Here is a 19,658-nt window from a genome sequence, read left to right as displayed (position 1 = left end):
GCCGGTTGCTGGACACCGCACACACCGCGCGCCGCGATTGGGTGGTTTTTCTGGATGATCCATCCAGCTTCAGGTGGTTTATCGGGCGCGGGCGCTTGCCTAAGCTCGAAGCTCCATCGACATCCGAAACACCTGAAGGAGATTTCCATGGCGGACCATTCGATCAAGGGCAAGGTCGCGATCATTGCGGGCGGGGCGAAGAATCTGGGCGGGCTGATTGCGCGCGACCTGGCCGAGCAGGGCGCCCGCGCAGTAGCGATCCACTACAACAGCGCGGCATCCCAGGCAGAGGCCGAGGCGACCGTGGCCGCGGTTCAGGCGGCGGGCGCGAAGGCCGTGGCGTTGCAGGGCGACCTGACGACGGCGGCGGCGGTGGAGAAGCTGTTTGCCGATGCGGTGGCGGCGGTGGGCCGGCCGGATATCGCGATCAATACGGTGGGCAAGGTGCTCAAGAAGCCCTTCACCGAGATCAGCGAAGCTGAATACGACGAGATGACGGCGGTAAATTCCAAGACGGCGTTTTTCTTTCTGCGCGAGGCGGGCCGGCACGTCAATGACAACGGCAAGGTGTGCACGCTGGTGACGTCGCTGCTGGGCGCCTTCACGCCGTTCTATGCGGCCTATGCGGGCACGAAGGCGCCGGTGGAGCATTTCACGCGTGCGGCGGCCAAGGAGTTTGGCGCGCGGGGGATTTCGGTGACGGCGGTGGGACCGGGGCCGATGGATACGCCGTTCTTCTACCCGGCCGAGGGCGACGACGCCGTGGCGTATCACAAGACCGCGGCGGCGCTGTCGCCGTTCAGCAAGACTGGACTGACGGATATCGAGGACGTGGTGCCCTTCATCCGCCATCTGGTCAGCGACGGCTGGTGGATCACGGGACAGACCATCCTTATCAACGGCGGTTACACGACCAAGTAGGCGTCAGGACAGGGAGCGCGGCATGCATATGGCAATGGTGATCGGAGGCGGCGCGGTACTGCTGGGGGTGTTTCTGCTCTTTGGCAAGCTGTGGGGCGGCGATGCGGCAGCGCTGGCGGTGGCGGCCAAGGCTTTCATTCCCGTCTGGCTGGTGGTGTCGCTGGTGAACATGTGGGTGGGCGTCACCCATGCCGGGTACAGCGTGCGCGAGGAACTGCCGATTCTGGCGATCGTATTCCTGGTGCCGGCGGCGCTGGCTGCCCTGGCGATCTGGCGCAGCGCCTGACGCGGCTGGGCGCCCCCCGATTGCGGCTATGCTTTTGGTGCCTTGCGCGCGCCCCCGGGCAACGGGAGGGCGCGCGCAATTCCGTTGTCCCGTCTCACCGCATCGCCACAGGCCGCTCATGGACCGATTCGACCAGTATCGCGTGTTCGCGCACGTTGCCGAGATGGGCAGTTTCATCAAGGCGGCTCATGCCCTGGACGCGCCCCGGGCCTCCGTCTCGGCCGCCATCCAGCAATTGGAAGCGCAGCTTGGCGTGCGGCTGCTGCATCGCACGACCCGGCAGGTGCGGCTGACGGCCGACGGCGAGCAACTGCTGGAACGCGTGTTGCCGCTGCTGACGGAAGTCGAAGACATCGACCAACTGTTCCAGGCGAGCGAGCGGCAGGTGTCGGGCCGCCTAAGCATTGATGTGCCCAGCCGCGTGGCGCGCCGGCTGATCGCGCCGCAATTGCCCGGCCTGTTGCGCCGCCATCCGCGATTGCAGGTGGTGTTGAGTTCCACTGACCGCGCCATTGACCTGGTGCAGGAGGGCGTGGACTGTGCGGTGCGCATCGGTACGCTGCACGACAGCAGTCTGGTCGTGCGGCCGCTGGGCAGCATTGCGCTGATCAACTGTGCCAGTCCGGCTTACCTGCGCGAGCACGGCGCGCCAATGCACCCCGAGGAACTGGGCGGCCACTGGGCCGTGGGGTATGCGTCACCGAAGACCGGCCGCGAGCTGCCCTGGGAATCCGTGTCCGCCGATGGCGGCGTGCGCCAGGATACGGTTCGCAGCCGGGTGGTGGTGAACAACGCAGAAAGCTACATCGCCTGCTGCCTGGCGGGGCTGGGCCTGATCCAGATACCCCGTTTTGACGTGCAGCATCTGCTTGAAGCGGGCGAACTGGTGGAAGTGATGCCGGCCGCGCGCGCGGCGCCGATGCCGGTATCGCTGCTGTATCCGCACCGCCGCCAGCGCACGCGGCGGCTTACCGTGTTTCAGGAGTGGTTTGAAGGTTTGATGGCAGGTTACGTGGACGCCTGAGGCCGCGCGATCCAAAGCGGTGCGGATACGCCCGTCTGCGGCGCATCCGCCGCACCATTGCGGGGCGTTTGCACGAACCTTGCGCGCCCTCTTCCCGGGACGCCCACATGGCACAGAACTTGCATCTTCTCGCTTTGTATACCGACTTGGTGTGCAACGCGCTGACCCGACCGGGCAGTGCGGGCCCTGGAGAGTTCCTTATGAAACGCAGAACCCTGTTGCTGTCCCTTTGCGCCGCCGCCAGCATCCTGGCCGCGCCCCTGTCGCACGCCGACGCGCTGGACGATATCGTCAAGGCGGGCGTCATCAAGATTGCGGTGCCGCAGGACTTTCCGCCGTTCGGGTCGGTGGGCGCCGACATGAAGCCGCTGGGCTATGACATCGATACCGCGCAGCTGATCGCCAAGCAGCTGGGCGTGAAGCTGGAGCTGGTGCCGGTGACGAGCGCCAACCGCGTGCCCTACCTGCAGACCAAGAAAGTGGACCTGGTGATCTCCAGCCTGGGCAAGAACGCCGAGCGCGAGAAGGCCATCGATTTCTCGGACGCCTATGCGCCGTTCTTCAATGGGGTGTTTGGCCCGGCGGACCTGAAGGTGTCGTCGGCCGCCGACCTGGCGGGCAAGACCATTGGCGTGACGCGCGGCGCGGTGGAAGACATCGAGCTGACCAAGATTGCGCCGGCGTCCGCGACGCTCAAACGGTATGAGGACAACAACGGCACGATCACGGCCTTTCTGTCGGGTCAGGTGCCGATGATCGCGACGGGCAACGTGGTGGCCGCCGCGATCCTGGCGCGCAATCCGCCCAAGAAGCCGGAAACGAAGTTCCTGATCAAGAATTCGCCGTGCTACATCGGCCTGAACAAGGACGAGCCGAAGCTGCGCGCCCGCGTGAACGACATTCTGGCCGCGGCCAAGCGTGACGGGTCGCTGTCGGCGATTTCGCAGAAGTGGCTGGGCGCCGAACTGCCCAAGGATCTGTAGGCTGCGCGAGGCCGCCATGGCTTACCAGTACGACTTTTCCTCGGTGTTCGAGTACACGCCGGTGCTGATCAAGGGCATCGGCGTCACGATCGAACTGATCGCGTTCGGCGCGGTGGCGGGCGTGGCCCTGGGCATCGTCTGCGCCTGGGTGCGCACGCAGGGCCCGGCGTGGCTGCGTGCGCCGGTCACCGCCTATATCGAGCTGATCCGGAACACGCCGTTCCTGATCCAGCTGTTTTTCGTGTTTTTTGGCCTGCCGTCGCTGGGCATCCAGTTGGGCGAGATGCAGGCGGCGTGCCTGGCGATGGCACTGAACCTGGGCGCCTATAGCGCCGAGATCATCCGCGCGGGGATCGACGCCACGCCGCGCGGGCAGTACGAAGCCGGCGCCAGCCTGGCGCTGTCGCGCCTGCAGGTGTTCCGGCACGTGGTGCTCAAGCCGGCGCTGATGCGCATCTGGCCGGCGCTGTCTTCGCAGATCGTGATTGTGATGCTGGGGTCGGCGGTGTGTTCGCAGATCGCGGCCGAGGACCTGACCTTTGCCGCCAACTTCATCCAGTCGCGCAACTTTCGCGCGTTCGAGGTGTATTTCGTGACGACCGGGATCTATCTGGTGCTGGCGGTGCTGCTGCGCCAGATTCTGCGCCTGACCGGACGGCGGCTTTTTCGCAAGGCGGCAAGATGATCGAGTTCTCGACCTGGGACATCGTGCGCAACCTGCTGCTGGCGGCGCGCTGGACCATCGTGCTGTCGCTGGCGGCCTTTGCAGGCGGGGCGCTGATGGGGTTGCTGGCGCTGATGATGCGCACGTCGCGCGTGGCGGCGATGCGCCGCATCAGCTGGGCGTACATCGAACTCTTTCAGGGCACGCCGCTGCTGATGCAGCTGTTCCTGGCGTTTTTCGGGCTGTCGCTGATCGGCGTGGAGGTGCCGCCGTGGCTGGCCGCCGGCGCGGCGCTGACGCTGTGGGCGGGCGCGTTTCTGGCGGAAATCTGGCGCGGCTGCGTGGAAGCCGTGCCGAAGGGACAGTGGGAGGCGTCGGCCAGCCTGGCGCTGGGCTACGTGCAGCAGATGCGCTATGTGGTGCTGCCGCAGGCGCTGCGCATTGCGGTCGCGCCGACCGTGGGCTTTGCGGTGCAGATCGTCAAGAGCACGGCACTGACCTCCATCATCGGCTTCACGGAACTGTCGAAGGCGGCCACCGTGATCACCAACGCCACCTTCAGTCCCTTCACTGTCTATGCCTGCGCCGCGCTGATCTACTTTGCGCTGTGCTGGCCCCTGTCGCGCCTTAGCCTCCGGCTGGAAAGGAAGTTGCATGCCCCTCATCGCCCTTGAAGACGTCCGCAAACGGTTCGGCGACAACGAAGTCCTGAAAGGCGTGACCTTGCGCGTCGAACCCGGCGAGGTCATTGCCATCATCGGCAAGAGCGGCTCGGGCAAGAGCACGCTGCTGCGTTGCATCAACGGGCTGGAGCAGATCGACGGCGGCGCGATCATGGTGGCCGATGCACAGTTGGGCGATGACGAGCTGCGCCTGCGCGCGTTGCGGCTGAAGGTCGGGATGATTTTTCAGCAGTTCAACCTGTTTCCGCACCTGACCGTGGGGCGCAACGTGATGCTGTCGCCCATGGTGGCCAAGCGCGTGTCCGAGCGCGAGGCCGAGGACATGGCCCGGGCCATGCTGACCCGCGTGGGCCTGGCCCACAAGTTCGACGCCTGGCCGGACGAACTGTCCGGCGGCCAGCAGCAGCGCGTGGCGATTGCCCGCGCGCTGGCGATGCAGCCGCTGGCGCTGTTGTGCGACGAAATCACGTCGGCGCTGGACCCGGAGCTGGTCAATGAGGTGCTGGCGGTCGTGCGCGAGCTGGCTGCCGACGGCATGACGCTGCTGATGGTGACGCACGAAATGCGCTTTGCGCGCGAGGTCTGTGATCGCGTGGTGTTCATGCACCAGGGGCGCGTGCACGAGATCGGTCCGCCGGAGCAACTTTTCACGGCGCCGGCAACGCCGGAATTGCGGCAGTTCCTGGGGATGACGAATCTGGCGGCGTGAGCTTGGCCGTATCAATCAGGACGGCGGGCTGACCGGGATGTTCCGCCCCCGTTTGAAAGGCGCGTCGGGCCCTTCACGCACTCCCTTTTGCGCCCACCCGAAAGTAAAAATGCACCACTTGTCCTGGTGCGCATGCCTCTATCGCGGGTGCGGCGCGGTTCCTATATTGGACCTGTCCGCCGCCGGACTCCGGGTTTCCCCGGCGCGGTTTCACCCCACCTGAAACCTGAGGATCGATGACATGGACAAGGACCGCATCAAGGGCGCCGCCAAGGAAGTGAAGGGCGCGATCAAGGAAACAGCTGGCAAGGTGACGGGCAACACCCGCACCGAAGCCGAAGGGAAAGTGGAAAAAACCGAGGGTAAAGTGCAGCGCAATGTAGGCGAAGCGAAGGATCAGGCACGGGACTTGCTGGACAAGTAATTGCGGCTGCCGATCGGCATGACCGCAATGTCCAATGATCGCCCGAAGGAGAAGAAGATGACCCACCGTATTTGGCTTGCACTGATGCTCGCGATTACCGCCGTGACCGCCGGTTGCAACACGATGGAAGGTGCCGGCAAAGACATTGAAAGGGGCGGGGAAAAGATCCAGCAGCAGGCCAAGTAAGCGCTTGCGGGCTGCATCCAAAGGTCGGCGCGTTGACGGCGCGCCGGCCTTTTTTCGTTCTTGCGAAACGCGGGATGGGCGGGGCATGACGGGTGAACGGTCGATCGTGACCGTGCACCGCGCCAGCTGGCCGGCCCTCAGAAGGACTTATTAGCGCGAAAAGCCGCGCGCCGAGATTTCCCAGATATCCTCGACCACGCCGTCGCGCACCACCACCAGCCCGTCATGCAAGTTGAACGTGGGGTCCACGTGCGAGGGCACCAGGCGCAGCACCGCGCCCAGGTCGGGCGCCTGCGCCCCCGGTTCCACGCGCACGACGCCGTGCTCGTCGTTGATGGCGGTGTACGTCAGCCCGGGTTCGCCGAAGATGGCGGGCGGGCCGCATTCCGCAGTGGTGGACTTTAGCCCCGCGTCCAGGATCACCCGGTCGGGCGCCGGCTTACTCATGACCGTGGCCAGCACGAACAGGCTGTTCTCGAACGCCAGGGGGCCGTCCCATTCATTGGCGCCGTAGTCGCCGTCCATGAAGGCGTAGGAACCGGCCTGCAATTCCGTATAGACGCCACTAGCCGCATCGAACTCGGCGCTGCCCGTGCCGCCACCGGTGATGGTGTCGCAGGCGATGCCGCTCTCGCGCAGCAGTTGCGCGTACGACGCCGCGATGCGCGCCGCCTGGCGGCAGACCTCGGCGCGCTCCTCGCGCGTGCGGTAATGCTGCACCGACCCGTGATAGGCCTGCAGGCCGGCAAAATTCACGCCGGGCAGGTCGCGCGCCTGCTGCGCCAGCGCCAGCACGAGGGCGTCGTCGGAAACCCCGCAGCGGCCCTGGCCGACGTCGACTTCCACCAGCACGTCGATCTGGGCGCCCGCCTGCACCATGGCCTGCGAGACCTGCAACAGGTTGTGCGCGTTGTCCACGCACACGCTGATCTTTGCCACGCGCGCCAACTGGCCCAGCAGCGCCAGCTTGGCCGGGCCGACGACCTCGTTGCTGATGTGGATGTCCTGGATGCCGGCGGCCACGAAGGGCAGGGCTTCGCTGACCTTCTGGCAGCAAATGCCGCGCGCGCCCAGCGCCAGCTGCCGCAATGCGATTTCAGGGCATTTATGCGCCTTGGCATGCGGGCGCAGGGCGACGTCGTGGCGGTCGGCCCAGGCCTGCATCGCGCGCAGGTTGGCTTCAAAAGGCGCCAGGTCCAGCACCAGGCTGGGCGTGTCGACGCGGGCCAGCGGATCGCCTGGCTGTGCGGGCGGGGGCAGCGCAATGCCGCGTATGACTTCCTGGGACATCCTGATGACTCCGTAGTCTGACTGCTTGAGGGGTTGCGCACGCATAACCAAAGCGGGACCACCCATAACCAAAGGGGCAATGCACCCCCAGGTAAACGATAGCCCCGTAACCATTGGCTACCAGAGGGCGGCATGACAGAATTTCATCATGAAAACGGCCCCCAAGGGGAGGCCCATTTCCGGCAGGCGGCCACGCCGCGCCGGCGATGACAAGACGAACCTCGTCACTCGACAGACCTGTCAAATCCGTATCGGAGAAGCTCGCATGAAACTCAAGCATTGGATCACCGCCCTGACCGTCGCGGTCGCCGCCGTGGGCGCCACCGGCACCGCGCAGGCCCAGCAATTCTTCCGCATCGGCACGGGCGGCACGGCGGGCACGTACTACCCGATCGGCGGCATCATCGCCAACGCCGTGTCGCAGCCGGGCAAGCTGATCGCCACGGCGGTCGCCTCCAACGGGTCGGTCGCCAACATCAATGGCATCATCGGCGGGTCGTTCGAAGCCGGTTTCACGCAGTCCGACGTGGCGTTCTGGGCCTACAGCGGCACCGGCACGTTCGAAGGCAAGCCCAAGGCGCAGGACCTGCGTCTGATCTCCACGCTGTATCCGGAAAGCATCCACCTTGTCACGCGCAAGGGCTCCGGCATCAAGGGCGTGGCCGATCTGAAGGGCAAACGCGTGTCGATGGATGAGCCGGGCTCCGGCACGCTGGTCGACGTGCGGCTGATCCTGGGCGCGTACGGCATGACCGACAAGGACGTGAAGGCCGAATACCTCAAGCCCAACCAGGCGGGCGACAAGCTCAAGGACGGCGGCCTGGACGCGTTCTTCTTTGTGGGCGGCGCGCCGGCCGGCGCCATCGCCGAACTGGCGTCCACGGGCAACATCGAACTGGTGTCGCTGGTGGGTCCTGAAATCGACGCACTGCGCGCCAAGCAGGAATTCTTCACGCCCGACGTGATTGCCGCCAACACGTACCAGAACATCCCCGAGGTCAAGACCATCTCGGTGAACGCGCAGATGGTGACGTCGGCCAAGATCCCCGAGCAGACGGTGTACGACGTGACCAAGGCGCTGTACAGCGACGCCACGCGCAAGACGCTGGACGCCGGCCACGCCAAGGGCAAGCTGATCACCCGTGAAAACGCGACCAAGGGTGCAGGCATCCCGTTCCATCCGGGCGCCGAAAAGTTCTACAAAGAGATTGGTCTGCTGAAGTAGTAGGCCCCCCCGAGCGCCTGCGGCGCTTCCCCCAGGGGCGCCGGTGGCGGACCGGCAGAGCCGGATCCGCGCGGCCCCGCTTGGGCGGCTCCGGTTCTTTTTGCGTGTGGCTTGCCTTTGTAGAGGTTGGCGGGACGCGTAGGTCTTTATGTCGGCGGCGATGACTTTCGCGCCGCATCTGAGCAGGGCCGCCGTTGTGCGGCCCTGCTTGCTGGATCACCTTGAGAATTACCGCGATGGAAATCGATCACGAAAAAACCCAGAAGCTGGCGGAAAAGTACGATTCGGAAATCCGCTTCCGGCCGCTGGACAAGACTGCTACGTGGATCGTCTCGGGCCTGCTGGTCACGCTCTCGATCTTTCACTACTACACCGCAGGCTTCGGCCTGCTGCGCGAGGCGACGCACCGCGGCGTGCACCTGGCCTTCGTGCTGAGCCTGATTTTCCTGGTCTTCGGCTTTTCGAAGTCGCACTACCAGCGCCAACCCAAGTCCACCTGGTATTCGCCGGGCGGCATTCCGCTGTACGACTGGATCATCGCCATCGCACTGGCGCTTTCGGTGCTGTACATCCCGTACATCTTCGAAGACCTGGCGTTCCGCGTGGGCAATCCGCTGCCGCAGGACGTGCTGATGGGCTCGATCCTGCTGATCGGCCTGTTGGAAGCCACGCGGCGCGCCATGGGCTGGCCGCTGCCGATCATCGCGATCGTGTTCATGGCCTACGCGATGTTTGGGCCGTACTTCCCCGGGCTGCTCAAGCACGCGGGCAATACATGGTCCCAGGTCGTGAACCACATGTATCTGACCAGCCAGGGCGTCTACGGCGTGGCGGTCGGGGTGGTGGCGACCTACGTGTTCCACTTCGTGCTGTTCGGCGTGCTGGCCACGCGCATCGGGCTGGGCCAGCTGTTCCTGGACGTGGCCTCGACCGTGGCGGGCCGCTACGCGGGCGGGCCGGCCAAGGTGTCGGTGTTTGGCTCGGCGATGTTCGGCATGCTGTCCGGATCGTCGGTGGCCAACGCCGTGACGGTGGGGTCCCTGACCATTCCGGCGATGATCCGCGTGGGCTATCCGCGGCATTTCGCGGCAGGCGTGGAGGCCGCCAGCAGCACGGGCGGGCAGATCACGCCGCCCATCATGGGCGCGGCGGCTTTCCTGATGATCGAGTTCCTGGGGATTCCGTACCAGCAGATTGCGATCGCGGGCATATTCCCGGCCTTCCTGTATTTCTTCGGCATGTTCATGCAGGTCCACTTCGAGGCCAAGCGTGAAGGCCTGCGCGGACTGACCCCCGAGGAAATGCCCAAGCTCAAGCAGTCGTTCAAGATGCGCTGGCCGACGCTGATTCCGCTGGTGCTGCTGGTCGGCGTTCTGGCCAGCGGCCGCACGCCGTATCTGGCGGCCTTCGCGGGCATCACGGGCTGCATCGTGGTGGGCATGCTGAATCCGTTCCAGCGCCTGCACTGGCGCGACCTCTACGAAGCCTTCGAGACCGGCGCGAAGTACGCGCTGGCAGTCGGCGCGGCCGCCGGCACCGTGGGCATCGTGATCGGCGTGGTGACACTGACCGGCGTGGGCTTCAAGATCTCGTACATCGTGATCGCCGCCTCGCAGGTGCTGGCCTCCGGGGCTGCATTCTTCCTGCCCGAGGCGTTGACCGACATGCAGTCGCTGACGCTGGTCGCCGCGCTGGTCATGACCGGTATCGTCTGCATCCTGATGGGCTGCGGCGTGCCCACCACCGCCAACTACCTCATCATGGTGGCCGTCGCGGCCCCCACGCTGGTGCAGCTGGGCGTGCAACCCATCGCGGCGCACTTCTTCGTGTTCTATTTCGGCATCCTGGCGGACATCACGCCCCCGGTGGCGCTGGCCGCGTATGCGGCGGCGGGTATGGCGGGCAGCGATCCATTCAAGACCGGCAACACGGCGTTCAGGCTGGGCATCACCAAGCTCATTGTGCCCTTCGTGTTTGTGTTCTCGCCGTCGCTGCTGATCTCGGTGCAGGGGTTCACCTGGTACGACTTCTTCGTGACGCTGATCGGCTGCATGGTCGGGCTGGTGCTGCTGTCGGCCGCCTTCTCGCGTTACATGCTGGTGGGCATGAAGAGCTGGGAGCGTTGGCTGTGCACCCTTGGCGCGCTGCTGACGATCATCCCGGGCCTGACCAGCGGCATCATCGGGGTGGCGATCTGCATCCCGGTGTTCATCCGCCAGCTGGCGGGTCTGAAACTGGAGAACGCGCCCAAGGCGGTGTAGCGCCCGGGCCCAATCAAAAAAGGGGCGGACCCAATCGGGCCCGCCCCTTTTTGCTGAATCAGCCATTTTGTCAGCATTTGGGCGCAAAATGGGCGGTCTTGGGCGCATGGTGACGCCCTACAACATCCGCCTTTTCCCCGGTTGCCCGGCAAATTAAATCGGCGTAAAGTAAAATTCATGTTTGCTGGTCTGCCGATATGCGGGCCGACTGTGCAAACAGGCACAAACTGCGCCATATGTTCGATATCCTGGTCTATCTGTTCGAGAATTACTACACGCCTCAGGCCTGTCCTGCTGCCGATGTGCTCGCCAAGCGGCTTGCCGCTGCCGGTTTCGAGCACGAGGACATCGACGACGCGCTCGGGTGGCTGTACGGCCTGGCCGAGACCACTGAACGGTGCGTCGATCTGGCACAGGCGCCCTCGTCGGGCACCCGGATCTACACCGAGAACGAATACCAACAGCTCGGCACCGAGTCCATTGGCTTCATCGCCTTCCTGGAATCGGCCGGCGTGTTGCCCGCGCCCCTGCGCGAAATCGTGATCGACCGGGGCCTGGCCTCGCCGGAAACGCCCGTGCCGCTCTCCAAGATCAAGATCATCGCCCTCATGGTTCTCTGGAGCCAGGAAGCCGAGATTGACAATCTGGTCCTCGAAGAGCTGCTCGACGAAGAAGGCGGCCGCTTGCTGCATTGAGCGCGCGTCCCCGTCCCGCACACCCTGATTCAACCCTTCAGCCCGCGCGCCTGGCCGCGCGGGCTTGAGTCATTTATTCCGTCCCCGTGACCTACGTCGGCCGCTTTGCCCCCAGCCCCAGCGGCCCGCTGCATGCGGGCTCGCTGGCGACCGCGCTGGCCAGCTGGCTGGACGCGCGCGCGCAGGGCGGACGCTGGCTGCTGCGCATCGAGGACGTGGACACGCCCCGCACGGTGGCGGGCGCGGCGGACGTCATCATGGGCCAGTTGCAGGCGCTGGGACTGGTCTGGGACGGCGACATCGTCTGGCAGTCGCGCCGCAATGCGGCCTACCGGGCGGCGTTTGACGCGCTTGCCGCTCAGGGCCTGATCTATGGGTGCGGCTGCACGCGCCGAGAAATCGCGGATTCGGCGCTGCGGGGCCAGACCGCGCCCGGCGCCGACGGCGAAAGACCCTACCCCGGCACGTGCCGTCACGGCTTGCCAGCGGGGCGCGAAGCCCGCGCCTGGCGGCTGCGCGTGCCGGACGGCGTGGAACGCTTCGAGGACCGTTGGCTTGGCCCGCAGGAGCAGGATGTGGCGCAGGCGGTGGGAGATTTCGCGCTGCGGCGGGCGGACGGGCTATGGGCGTACCAATTGGCGGTGGTGGTGGACGACGCCGCGCAGGGCGTGACGGACGTGGTGCGCGGGGCCGACCTGCTCAGTTCCACGGCGCGCCAGCGCGTGCTGGGCCGCCTGTTGGGCCTGCCGCCGCTGCGCTACCTGCACGTGCCGTTGATTCTGGACCCGGCCAGCGGGCTGAAGCTGTCCAAACAGAATGGCGCCCCCGCGGTGGATACGCGCGCGCCGCTGCCGGCCTTGCAGGCGGCGTGGGCGGCGTTGGGCTTTGCGCCGGTGGCCGCCAAGGACGTGCCGTCATTCCTGCAGGAAGCCACGGCGCGCTGGGCAGCACGGTTTCCGGGCTGACGCCGACCGCAGCCGCCGCGCGCGTTGCCAGCCGGCTGATCCTTGAAGGCCCTGCAACCGCTCACAGCGGCTGCAAGTCCGCCCCCAGCATCCGCACCAGCAACGCTTCGCCATCGTCGGCCACGCGCAGTTCGCCATAGCGCGCGACCTCATACCGCGCCGCTTCGCCTTCCGGGAAGAAGAACGCGTTGGTCACGATGCGCACGCCATTGCCGCGGATGCGATAGCGCAGCGGCACTTCGGTTTCGGCATGCGGACGCGCGTCAGGCTGGATCCGCACCGCCTGCGCCACACCGCGCGAATCCGGCGTCAGCATCACGTAGCCGTCAGGCTCGTAGCCCATGACGCTTTCGGCGTCGTTCTGGTTGCCGCCCAGCCGCAGGCGCGTCACCTCGCGTCCGGCCGCAAAATTCAAGGCCATGTAGTCGCCCTGCATGAGGGAGCGCGGATCGACCGGCACCAGCTCCAGGATGACGACCTTGCCCGACGACAGGAGTTTTTCGCGCTCCCAGATGCCGACGTTGGCCGCGACCAGCACCAGCGCCAGGCCGCCCAGGATGCCCGCTGTGCGCCAGCGCAGGGCCGGGGATACCGGCGGCAGGGGACGCGCTTGAACCGGGGCCTGCGTGCGCATCAGGCGCGGCACCAGCCAGACCGCGGCGCGCAGCACGAACAGCACCACCGCCGCGCCGCTCAGCCACAGCGCCTTTTGCAGCAGCGGCAGCTCCAATTGGTAGTAATAGACGCCCAGGTACGCCAACAGGCTGGCGGCGCCGAAGATCATGACGCGCGGCTGGTTCAGGCCGAATCCCAGCAGCAGCCACGCCAGCGCGAAGCCGACGCCCGGGCTGGGCAGCCAGAACAGCGCCAGCAGCAACAGGCCGATCGGCACGCCCCAGGTGACGCCGCCGGTCAGGAGGCGGCGTCGCGGCCACAGCACGGCCAGCGCGGCGGCCACCGGCAAGAGCGCGCCCGCGACGACCAGGGCGGCGGTGCGCGGCGCAAGCTGCCAGATCGCGGGCAGTTCGGTGACGGCAATGCCGCTTGCCAGCCAGACCATGCCCTGCACGGACAGCAGGAACGCCCACGCCAGCGGCTGCAGCGCATGGCCGCGCCGCGCGCCCACGCGGTGGCTGACGGTGAAGATGACGGCGGTGGCCCATGCGCCGATGACGCCGATGGGCAGCCACAGGAAGGTGGCCCGGGTCGCGTCGAAGCGGATCCAGGCGTCCATCAGGTCTTCCCGCATGAGTTCGGGCGACAGGCCGCGCCAGATCAGGCCGGCGCTGGCCAGCGCGATCAACAGGCCGCTCAGAAAGCGCAGGATCACGTCGGGACCCAGCGCATAGACCGCGGCCGCCATCAGCAGCACGAAGAAGCTTGCGCTGGCGAACGAGGTCGAACTGGACAGTCCGAAAATGATGAGGATCTGCCCCGTGAAGGCCATGGCCGTGCCGCACTGACGCCAGAACGGACCGGCATCGCTGCGCAGCACCGCCACGCCCACGGCGCAGAGCACGAGGCCGGCGACCAGCGCGCCGCTTTCGGTGGTGATCAGGTTGGAGAAGGCGACGAACAGCAAGAGGAGCAGGGTGGCCAGCCACGCGGACAGGCCCAGCAGGCATTGCACGTACCAGGGCGGTTCGGCGCGCGGCACGGCAGCGGGCGCCAACTGCGCCACGGGCGCGCTGGATTCGGCGGGATCGACGGCATTGCCTGCCGAGGCGCCGGCCGGTTCCGCGTCCGCGGCCGGCACGGGGACAGGCGCTTCGTTGCTCATGCCGCGCAGCCAGCGGGCGGCCACGACGGCCTCGGCCATGAGCAAGGCGGCCAGCGGCAGCGCCGCCCACGCGCCGGGCTCAAGCCGCCACAGCCATTCGCCCACTACGCGCAGCGACACGCAGATGACGCCGGCGGCCAGCATGGCCAGGATGACGAGGTCGCGCCGGCCGCGCTGATAGTAAAGACCGAGCCCCAGCGTGGCGGCGACCCAGGCGACGCCGTTGTAGGTACCCAGGCCGTCGACGATGAAATCGCCGAACATGAGGGCCAAGACCAGCACGCTGATCGCGATGGCGGCCAGGATGCGCGGCCCGAAGACCGTGCTGGCGCGCCAGCGTCGCGCGGCCATTTCCCAGCCGAACAGCAAGACGAAGTTCAGTGCGGCCATGACCAGGCTGGGCAGGCCCGGACCGCCGAAGATCATCATCCACGTGAAGACGCGTTCGCCCAGCCACAGTGCGACCGCAAGATTGAGCACCAGCACCCACAACAACCACACGGCCTGGCTACCCGCGGCAAGCGCCCAAGGCAAGAGCAACACTGCCCACCACGCGAACAGTTCCCAGGTATCGGCGCCCGTCTGGTAAGTTTGTCCTAATAGGGCGAGCAGGGCGCCCAGCAAAATGCCGGCCAATGTCAGCAGCGCGCCAGGGATGCTGCGCCGCACGCCGGGCCGGGCGCGCAAGCGCAAGCCGGACCACGCGGCGGCCAGCGCGCAGACGGCCAACAGGCCCTGCAACCCGGCAAAGCGCTGCATTTTTGTCATGTCCTGCCAGTTGGCGGCAACCCAGCAGACGGCAGCGCTGCCCAGCAGCAAAACGCCTAGCCACAAGGTGCTTCGCGCCAAAAATTGACGCCAAGCGTGCAGTTCGGATCCCGCTTGCCTTTCAGTGCCGACTTGCATCTGGCGAATCTCCGATCTTATTATCCGCGCTGATACGGCGGGACTACCGCCACTGGAAACACATGAATAAAACGCTGATTATTGCCGAGAAGCCCTCGGTGGCCCTTGATATATCACGCGCCTTGGGAGGCTTCGCGCGCGAGGGCGACTATTTTGAAAGCGAACGTTACGTTCTCGCTTCAAGCATCGGCCATTTGCTCAGCTTGGTCGCGCCCAACGATCCGGTCAAGGGGAAGTGGAGCTTCACGCACCTGCCCGTGATTCCGCCGGCCTTCGAATTGGGCCCGACCGACAAGAAGTCCGCCGAACGCCTCAAGCTGCTGGTCCGGCTTGCCAAGCGCAAGGACGTGGACGCCATCATCAACGCCTGTGACGCGGGACGTGAAGGCGAACTGATCTTCCGCTACATCATTCAGTACGCCGGCGTGAACAAGCCCATCCAGCGCCTGTGGCTGCAGTCGATGACGCAGGCCGCCATCCGCGAGGCCTTTGCCAGCCTGCGCGACGACACGCAGATGAAGCCGCTGGAAGCCGCGGCGCGTTCGCGCGCCGAGGCCGACTGGCTGGTCGGCATCAACGGCACGCGCGCCATGACCGCATTCAACAGCAAGGACGGGGGCTTTTTCAAGACGCCGGTCGGCCGGGTGCAGACGCCCACGCTGGCTATCGTGGCCGAACGCGAAGAGCGCATCCGCCGCTTCGTGCCGCGCGACTACTGGGAAGTGCGCGCCACCTTCGTGGCGGCCGCCGGCCTGTACGAAGGCCGCTGGATCGACCCGCAATTCAAGAAAGACGACAAAGATCCCGAAAAGCGCGAATCGCGCCTGTGGTCGGCCGCCGCCGCGCAAAGCGTGGTCGCCGCCTGCCGCGAGCAGCCGGGCAGCGTGACCGAGGAATCCAAGCCGTCCAGCCAGATGTCGCCGGCCCTGTACGACCTGACGTCGCTGCAGCGCGAGGCCAACGGACGTTTCGGTTTTTCGGCCAAGACGACGCTGGCGCTGGCGCAGACGCTGTACGAACGCCACAAGGCCCTGACGTATCCGCGTACCGACTCGCGCTACCTGCCCGAGGACTACATCAGCACGGTGCAGGAAACCATGCGCGCGCTGGCCAAGGGCGGCTCGAACGCCGTGGGCGGCCTGTCGCGCCACGCCGAGACTGTCGTCAGCCAGCAGTGGGTCAAGCCCAACCGCCGCATCTTCGACAACAAGAAGGTGTCTGATCACTTTGCGATCATCCCCACGCTGCAGATCCCACATGACCTGAGCGAAGCCGAGGCCAAGCTCTACGACCTGGTGCTCAAACGCTTTCTGGCCGTGTTCTTCCCGGCGGCAGAATACCGAGTCACCACGCGCCTGACCGAAGTGCAGGGGCATCGCTTCCGCACGGACGGCAAGGTGCTGGTCAACCCCGGCTGGCTTGCCGTGTACGGCAAGGAAGCGCAGGGCGAAGACGCCAACCTGGTGCCCGTGGGCGACGGCGAGACCGTGCGTACCGAGGAAATCGAGGCCGTCGGCCTGTCGACCAAGCCGCCCGCGCGCTTTAACGAAGGCACGCTGCTGTCGGCCATGGAAGGCGCCGGCAAGCTGGTGGACGACGAGGAACTGCGCGAAGCCATGTCCGAGCGCGGCCTGGGCACGCCGGCCACGCGCGCGGCCATCATCGAAGGCCTGCTCAACGAAAGCTACCTGCGCCGCGAAGGCCGCGACCTGGTGCCCACCGCCAAGGCGCGCCAGCTCATGACGCTGCTGTCGGGCCTGGACGTGGCCGAACTGACCTCGCCCGAACTCACCGGCGAATGGGAGCACAAGCTCAAGCAGATCGAGCAGGGCGGACTGGGCCGCGAGGCCTTCATGCGCGAGATCGCGCAGATGACGCAGGTGATCGTCAAGCGCGCCAAGGAATACGAGCGCGACACGGTGCCGGGCGACTACGCCACGCTGACAACGCCGTGTCCCAAGTGCGGCGCGGTGGTCAAGGAAAACTACCGCCGCTACGCCTGCACGGCTTGCGATTTTTCGATCGGCAAGCACCCGGGCGGCCGCACGTTCGAGCTGCCGGAAGTCGAAGAGCTTCTGGCCAAGCGCGAGATCGGTCCGCTGCAAGGCTTCATCAGCAAGATGGGACGGCCGTTCGCGGCCATCCTGCGGATCAGCGACGAATACAAGCTGGAATTCGACTTCGGCCAGAACGACGAGGACGACAACGAAGCCGTGGACTTCTCCGGCCACACGCCGGTGGGCTCCTGCCCGAAGTGCCAGTCGCGCGTCTTCGAGCACGGCATGAGCTACGTCTGCGAAAAATCGGTGGGCCCCGAGAAGTCGTGCGATTTCCGGTCGGGCAAGGTCATCCTGCAGCAGGAGATCTCGCGCGAGCAGATGGAAAAGCTGTTGACCAACGGCCGCACCGACCTGCTCGACGGCTTTGTCTCCAGCCGCACGAACCGCAAGTTCAAGGCGTTCCTGGTGCGCCAGCCTGACGGCAAGATCGGGTTCGAGTTCGAGCCCCGTCCCGAGAAGCCCGGCCGCGCCCGCGCGCCGGCCAAGACGGCAACGAAGACTGCGACCAAGACGGCTGCAAAGAAGGCGCCGGCCAAGAAGGCTGCCACCAAGACGGCAACCAAAACCGCCACCAAGACCGCCACCAAAACCGCGGCCAAGAAAGCCGTGAAAAAGGCGGCGCCCAAGAAGACCACGGCGTAATCCAGCCTGCGCCGCACGACCAAACGCCCGGGAGACCGGGCGTTTTCCATTGTTGGGCAGCAATCGCTGGGGTATTGTTGACGCCAAACAGCTGCAACCCAGACACTTCCGAGGACGACATGACCCGTAGCTCCGACTTCACCACCCGCCGCCGCGTGCTGGCGGCGAGCGCTTGCGCTTTGGCCAGCTTCGGCCTGCTCAATGGGCGCGTCGTCTTCGCGCAGCCCAAGCTGGGCAAGGTCGTTTATGGCCAGGGCAGCATCGACCCTTTTTTCGCGGCCGGCTACGTGGCGCTGAAAAAGGGCTTCTTCGGAGAAGGCGGCCTGGAGGTCGAGTATCTGAATTCGCAAAGCGGCCCGCGCACCAACCAGCTGCTGGCGGCAGGCCAGATCGCCTTTGGCGCCACCGCGGCCACGGCCGCGCCCGCGCTGACCATCGCGGGCAAGCCCGCCGCGCTGGTGTTCGGCTTTGACCGCAAGCTGACGTACGCCAACGTCATCGTGCGCCGCGAGGACTTCGACAGCGGCAAGATCAAGTCGCTGAAGGACCTGGCGGGCAAGCGCGTGGGCGCGACCCAGCCGCAGTCCAGCACGTGGCTGATGGCGCTGTACCTGATGCAGAAGGCTGGCGTGGCCGACAAGGTCGACATCCGCCCCCTGGGCGATCTGGCGACGATGCTGGGCGCGCTCAAGACGGGCTCGGTTGCGGCCAGCATGGCCACCATGTCCATGATGGAACAGGCCCGCCAGGAAGGTTGGGGCGTTCCCATCTTCGACGCCACCACCGAAGCGTCGTGGAACGAGTTCATGGGCGGCGACGTGCCGGGCATCGCGGCGCTGACGCTGCAAGACACCATCCAGAAGCGTCCCGAGGTCGTGCAGGCGTTTGTGACCGCCATGGTCAAGGCGCAGGACTTCATCACCGCCAACAGCGCGGCCGCCATCACCGACGTCATCTACGACGATTACCTGAGCGCCTTCCCGCGCGCCGCCATCGAGAAGACGCTGGGCGTCTACAAGGAGACGGTGTTCCTGAAGGACAACATCATCACCGAGGACGCGTACAACCGCATGACGGCCATCATGGGCGACGGGCGCCAGTTCTCCAATGAAGAGATCAAGACCGTGCCTTATGCCAAATGCGCGAACATGAGCTTCGTGCGCAAAGCCCGGGGCCTTTGATGATCACGCTGGACAAGGTGGGCAAGGCGTACCAGTCGCGCCAGGGCACGACGCACGCCGTCGGCGAGGTCAGCCTGACGATCAACGAAGGCGAATTCGTGTCGATCGTCGGGCCGTCGGGCTGCGGCAAGAGCACGCTTCTGAACATGATCGCGGGCTTTCTGCAGCCCACCACCGGGACCATCCTGGTGGACGGGCGCGTGGTGGACGGGCAGGTGCCGCCCGCGCTGGGCTACATCTTTCAGAAAGACACGCTGCTGCCGTGGTTCAGCGTCAGAAAGAACGTGGCGCTGGGATTGAAGTTTCAGGGCGTGCCGGCCGACCGGATCGCAACGCGTGTCGCCGAACTGCTGGAACTGGGTCACCTGAGCGCCTTCGCGGACGCCTTTCCGCATCAGCTTTCCGGCGGCATGCGGCGGCGCGTGGCGCTGTTGATGAGCCTGGCGGTCGAGCCGCGCATCCTGCTGCTGGACGAGCCCTTCGGGGCGCTGGACACGCACACCAAGACCCACCTGCACCGCGAGCTGATGGAGATCTGGCGCAAGCTGGGCCAGACCATCGTGATGGTCACGCACGACCTGGACGAAGCCATCCTGCTGTCCGACCGCGTGGTGGTGCTGTCCGGCCCGCCCAGCCGCGTGCTGCTGGACGAGCGCATCCAGATCCCGCATCCGCGCGACGTCTTCACGCTGCGCGAAACGCCGCAGTTCGTCTCCCACGTGCAAAGCCTCTGGAGCGTGCTGGGCCAGCAGTTCCGCGCCGCCGCCTGAACC

At 66.1% G+C, this 19,658-nt stretch carries 18 protein-coding genes; 16 read left to right on the top strand and 2 right to left on the bottom strand.

The window, feature by feature from the left end; all coding sequences use genetic code 11:
• Window positions 1-147 precede the first annotated feature (147 nt).
• The 9 genes from ASD87_RS25350 to ASD87_RS25310 all read left to right on the top strand — a co-directional run bounded on the left by ASD87_RS25350 (window position 148) and on the right by ASD87_RS25310 (window position 5,880).
• A complete protein-coding gene (locus ASD87_RS25350; protein ID WP_056327711.1) occupies window positions 148-921 on the top strand; it encodes an SDR family oxidoreductase in 774 nt (257 codons plus the stop codon).
• Between the two features lie 22 nt (window positions 922-943).
• Entirely contained in the window at window positions 944-1,207 is a 264-nt protein-coding gene (locus ASD87_RS25345; protein WP_056327710.1) for a hypothetical protein, read from the top strand.
• Window positions 1,208-1,325: 118 nt separating this feature from the next.
• Window positions 1,326-2,231: a LysR family transcriptional regulator gene (locus ASD87_RS25340; RefSeq protein ID WP_056327709.1), complete on the top strand. Its 906-nt coding sequence runs from the start codon at window positions 1,326-1,328 to the stop codon at window positions 2,229-2,231.
• A gap of 200 nt (window positions 2,232-2,431) precedes the next feature.
• Entirely contained in the window at window positions 2,432-3,214 is a 783-nt protein-coding gene (locus tag ASD87_RS25335) for a transporter substrate-binding domain-containing protein (RefSeq protein ID WP_056327708.1), read from the top strand.
• Between the two features lie 16 nt (window positions 3,215-3,230).
• The gene (locus ASD87_RS25330) at window positions 3,231-3,899 is read left to right on the top strand and encodes an amino acid ABC transporter permease (protein ID WP_056327707.1); all 669 of its coding nucleotides are present in this window, start codon (window positions 3,231-3,233) and stop codon (window positions 3,897-3,899) included.
• Entirely contained in the window at window positions 3,896-4,552 is a 657-nt protein-coding gene (locus ASD87_RS25325) for an amino acid ABC transporter permease (protein WP_056327706.1), read from the top strand. Before ASD87_RS25330 ends, ASD87_RS25325 begins: the two co-directional genes overlap by 4 nt.
• The gene (locus ASD87_RS25320; RefSeq protein WP_056327705.1) at window positions 4,533-5,270 is read left to right on the top strand and encodes an amino acid ABC transporter ATP-binding protein; all 738 of its coding nucleotides are present in this window, start codon (window positions 4,533-4,535) and stop codon (window positions 5,268-5,270) included. The genes ASD87_RS25325 and ASD87_RS25320 overlap by 20 nt, the downstream gene beginning before the upstream one ends.
• 241 nt (window positions 5,271-5,511) lie before the next feature.
• A complete protein-coding gene (locus ASD87_RS25315; protein ID WP_056327704.1) occupies window positions 5,512-5,694 on the top strand; it encodes a CsbD family protein in 183 nt (60 codons plus the stop codon).
• Between the two features lie 57 nt (window positions 5,695-5,751).
• Entirely contained in the window at window positions 5,752-5,880 is a 129-nt protein-coding gene (locus ASD87_RS25310) for an entericidin A/B family lipoprotein (RefSeq protein WP_056327784.1), read from the top strand.
• A 150-nt stretch (window positions 5,881-6,030) separates the two neighbouring features.
• On the opposite strand, the gene ASD87_RS25305 is transcribed toward ASD87_RS25310, so the two are convergent.
• The gene (locus tag ASD87_RS25305; protein ID WP_056327703.1) at window positions 6,031-7,170 is read right to left on the bottom strand and encodes a DSD1 family PLP-dependent enzyme; all 1,140 of its coding nucleotides are present in this window, start codon (window positions 7,168-7,170) and stop codon (window positions 6,031-6,033) included.
• 265 nt (window positions 7,171-7,435) lie between these two features.
• Here ASD87_RS25305 and ASD87_RS25300 point away from each other — a divergent pair, with 265 nt between their 5' ends.
• The 4 genes from ASD87_RS25300 to gluQRS all read left to right on the top strand — a co-directional run bounded on the left by ASD87_RS25300 (window position 7,436) and on the right by gluQRS (window position 12,316).
• On the top strand, window positions 7,436-8,395 hold the full coding sequence (locus tag ASD87_RS25300) for a TAXI family TRAP transporter solute-binding subunit (protein ID WP_056327702.1): 960 nt from the start codon (window positions 7,436-7,438) through the stop codon (window positions 8,393-8,395).
• Between the two features lie 236 nt (window positions 8,396-8,631).
• A complete protein-coding gene (locus ASD87_RS25295) occupies window positions 8,632-10,656 on the top strand; it encodes a TRAP transporter permease (RefSeq protein ID WP_056327701.1) in 2,025 nt (674 codons plus the stop codon).
• 236 nt (window positions 10,657-10,892) lie between these two features.
• Window positions 10,893-11,351, top strand: coding sequence for a DUF494 family protein (locus ASD87_RS25290; protein WP_056327700.1), 459 nt, complete (start codon window positions 10,893-10,895; stop codon window positions 11,349-11,351).
• 86 nt (window positions 11,352-11,437) lie between these two features.
• A complete protein-coding gene (gene gluQRS / locus ASD87_RS25285) occupies window positions 11,438-12,316 on the top strand; it encodes a tRNA glutamyl-Q(34) synthetase GluQRS (protein WP_056327699.1) in 879 nt (292 codons plus the stop codon).
• A 61-nt stretch (window positions 12,317-12,377) separates the two neighbouring features.
• Here gluQRS and ASD87_RS25280 read toward each other — a convergent pair whose 3' ends face one another.
• A complete protein-coding gene (locus ASD87_RS25280; protein ID WP_056327698.1) occupies window positions 12,378-15,002 on the bottom strand; it encodes a GDYXXLXY domain-containing protein in 2,625 nt (874 codons plus the stop codon).
• A 62-nt stretch (window positions 15,003-15,064) separates the two neighbouring features.
• On the opposite strand from ASD87_RS25280, the gene ASD87_RS25275 reads away from it, so the two are divergent.
• The 3 genes from ASD87_RS25275 (at window position 15,065) to ASD87_RS25265 (ending at window position 19,655) form a co-directional block, all read left to right on the top strand.
• Window positions 15,065-17,704 carry a DNA topoisomerase III gene (locus ASD87_RS25275; RefSeq protein WP_056327697.1) on the top strand — a complete coding sequence of 880 codons (2,640 nt, stop codon included), beginning with the start codon at window positions 15,065-15,067 and terminating at the stop codon, window positions 17,702-17,704.
• A gap of 119 nt (window positions 17,705-17,823) precedes the next feature.
• A complete protein-coding gene (locus tag ASD87_RS25270) occupies window positions 17,824-18,885 on the top strand; it encodes an ABC transporter substrate-binding protein (RefSeq protein WP_056327696.1) in 1,062 nt (353 codons plus the stop codon).
• Entirely contained in the window at window positions 18,885-19,655 is a 771-nt protein-coding gene (locus ASD87_RS25265; protein WP_056327695.1) for an ABC transporter ATP-binding protein, read from the top strand. Before ASD87_RS25270 ends, ASD87_RS25265 begins: the two co-directional genes overlap by 1 nt.
• Window positions 19,656-19,658 lie beyond the last annotated feature (3 nt).

It is taken from the genome of Achromobacter sp. Root170, assembly GCF_001428165.1.
GTDB lineage: Bacteria > Pseudomonadota > Gammaproteobacteria > Burkholderiales > Burkholderiaceae_B > Achromobacter > Achromobacter mucicolens.
This window is presented reverse-complemented; position numbering and strand designations above follow the sequence as displayed.

Excerpts from the sequence above, each read along its gene's own strand:
- ASD87_RS25350 (WP_056327711.1), top strand. The coding sequence starts at position 148 with ATGGCGGACCATTCGATCAAGGGCAAGGTCGCGATCATTGCGGGCGGG.
- ASD87_RS25345 (WP_056327710.1), top strand. The coding sequence starts at position 944 with ATGCATATGGCAATGGTGATCGGAGGCGGCGCGGTACTGCTGGGGGTG.
- ASD87_RS25340 (WP_056327709.1), top strand. The coding sequence starts at position 1,326 with ATGGACCGATTCGACCAGTATCGCGTGTTCGCGCACGTTGCCGAGATG.
- ASD87_RS25335 (WP_056327708.1), top strand. The coding sequence starts at position 2,432 with ATGAAACGCAGAACCCTGTTGCTGTCCCTTTGCGCCGCCGCCAGCATC.
- ASD87_RS25330 (WP_056327707.1), top strand. The coding sequence starts at position 3,231 with ATGGCTTACCAGTACGACTTTTCCTCGGTGTTCGAGTACACGCCGGTG.
- ASD87_RS25325 (WP_056327706.1), top strand. The coding sequence starts at position 3,896 with ATGATCGAGTTCTCGACCTGGGACATCGTGCGCAACCTGCTGCTGGCG.
- ASD87_RS25320 (WP_056327705.1), top strand. The coding sequence starts at position 4,533 with ATGCCCCTCATCGCCCTTGAAGACGTCCGCAAACGGTTCGGCGACAAC.
- ASD87_RS25315 (WP_056327704.1), top strand. The coding sequence starts at position 5,512 with ATGGACAAGGACCGCATCAAGGGCGCCGCCAAGGAAGTGAAGGGCGCG.
- ASD87_RS25310 (WP_056327784.1), top strand. The coding sequence starts at position 5,752 with ATGACCCACCGTATTTGGCTTGCACTGATGCTCGCGATTACCGCCGTG.
- ASD87_RS25305 (WP_056327703.1), bottom strand. The coding sequence starts at position 7,170 with ATGTCCCAGGAAGTCATACGCGGCATTGCGCTGCCCCCGCCCGCACAG.
- ASD87_RS25300 (WP_056327702.1), top strand. The coding sequence starts at position 7,436 with ATGAAACTCAAGCATTGGATCACCGCCCTGACCGTCGCGGTCGCCGCC.
- ASD87_RS25295 (WP_056327701.1), top strand. The coding sequence starts at position 8,632 with ATGGAAATCGATCACGAAAAAACCCAGAAGCTGGCGGAAAAGTACGAT.
- ASD87_RS25290 (WP_056327700.1), top strand. The coding sequence starts at position 10,893 with ATGTTCGATATCCTGGTCTATCTGTTCGAGAATTACTACACGCCTCAG.
- ASD87_RS25280 (WP_056327698.1), bottom strand. The coding sequence starts at position 15,002 with ATGCAAGTCGGCACTGAAAGGCAAGCGGGATCCGAACTGCACGCTTGG.
- ASD87_RS25275 (WP_056327697.1), top strand. The coding sequence starts at position 15,065 with ATGAATAAAACGCTGATTATTGCCGAGAAGCCCTCGGTGGCCCTTGAT.
- ASD87_RS25270 (WP_056327696.1), top strand. The coding sequence starts at position 17,824 with ATGACCCGTAGCTCCGACTTCACCACCCGCCGCCGCGTGCTGGCGGCG.
- ASD87_RS25265 (WP_056327695.1), top strand. The coding sequence starts at position 18,885 with ATGATCACGCTGGACAAGGTGGGCAAGGCGTACCAGTCGCGCCAGGGC.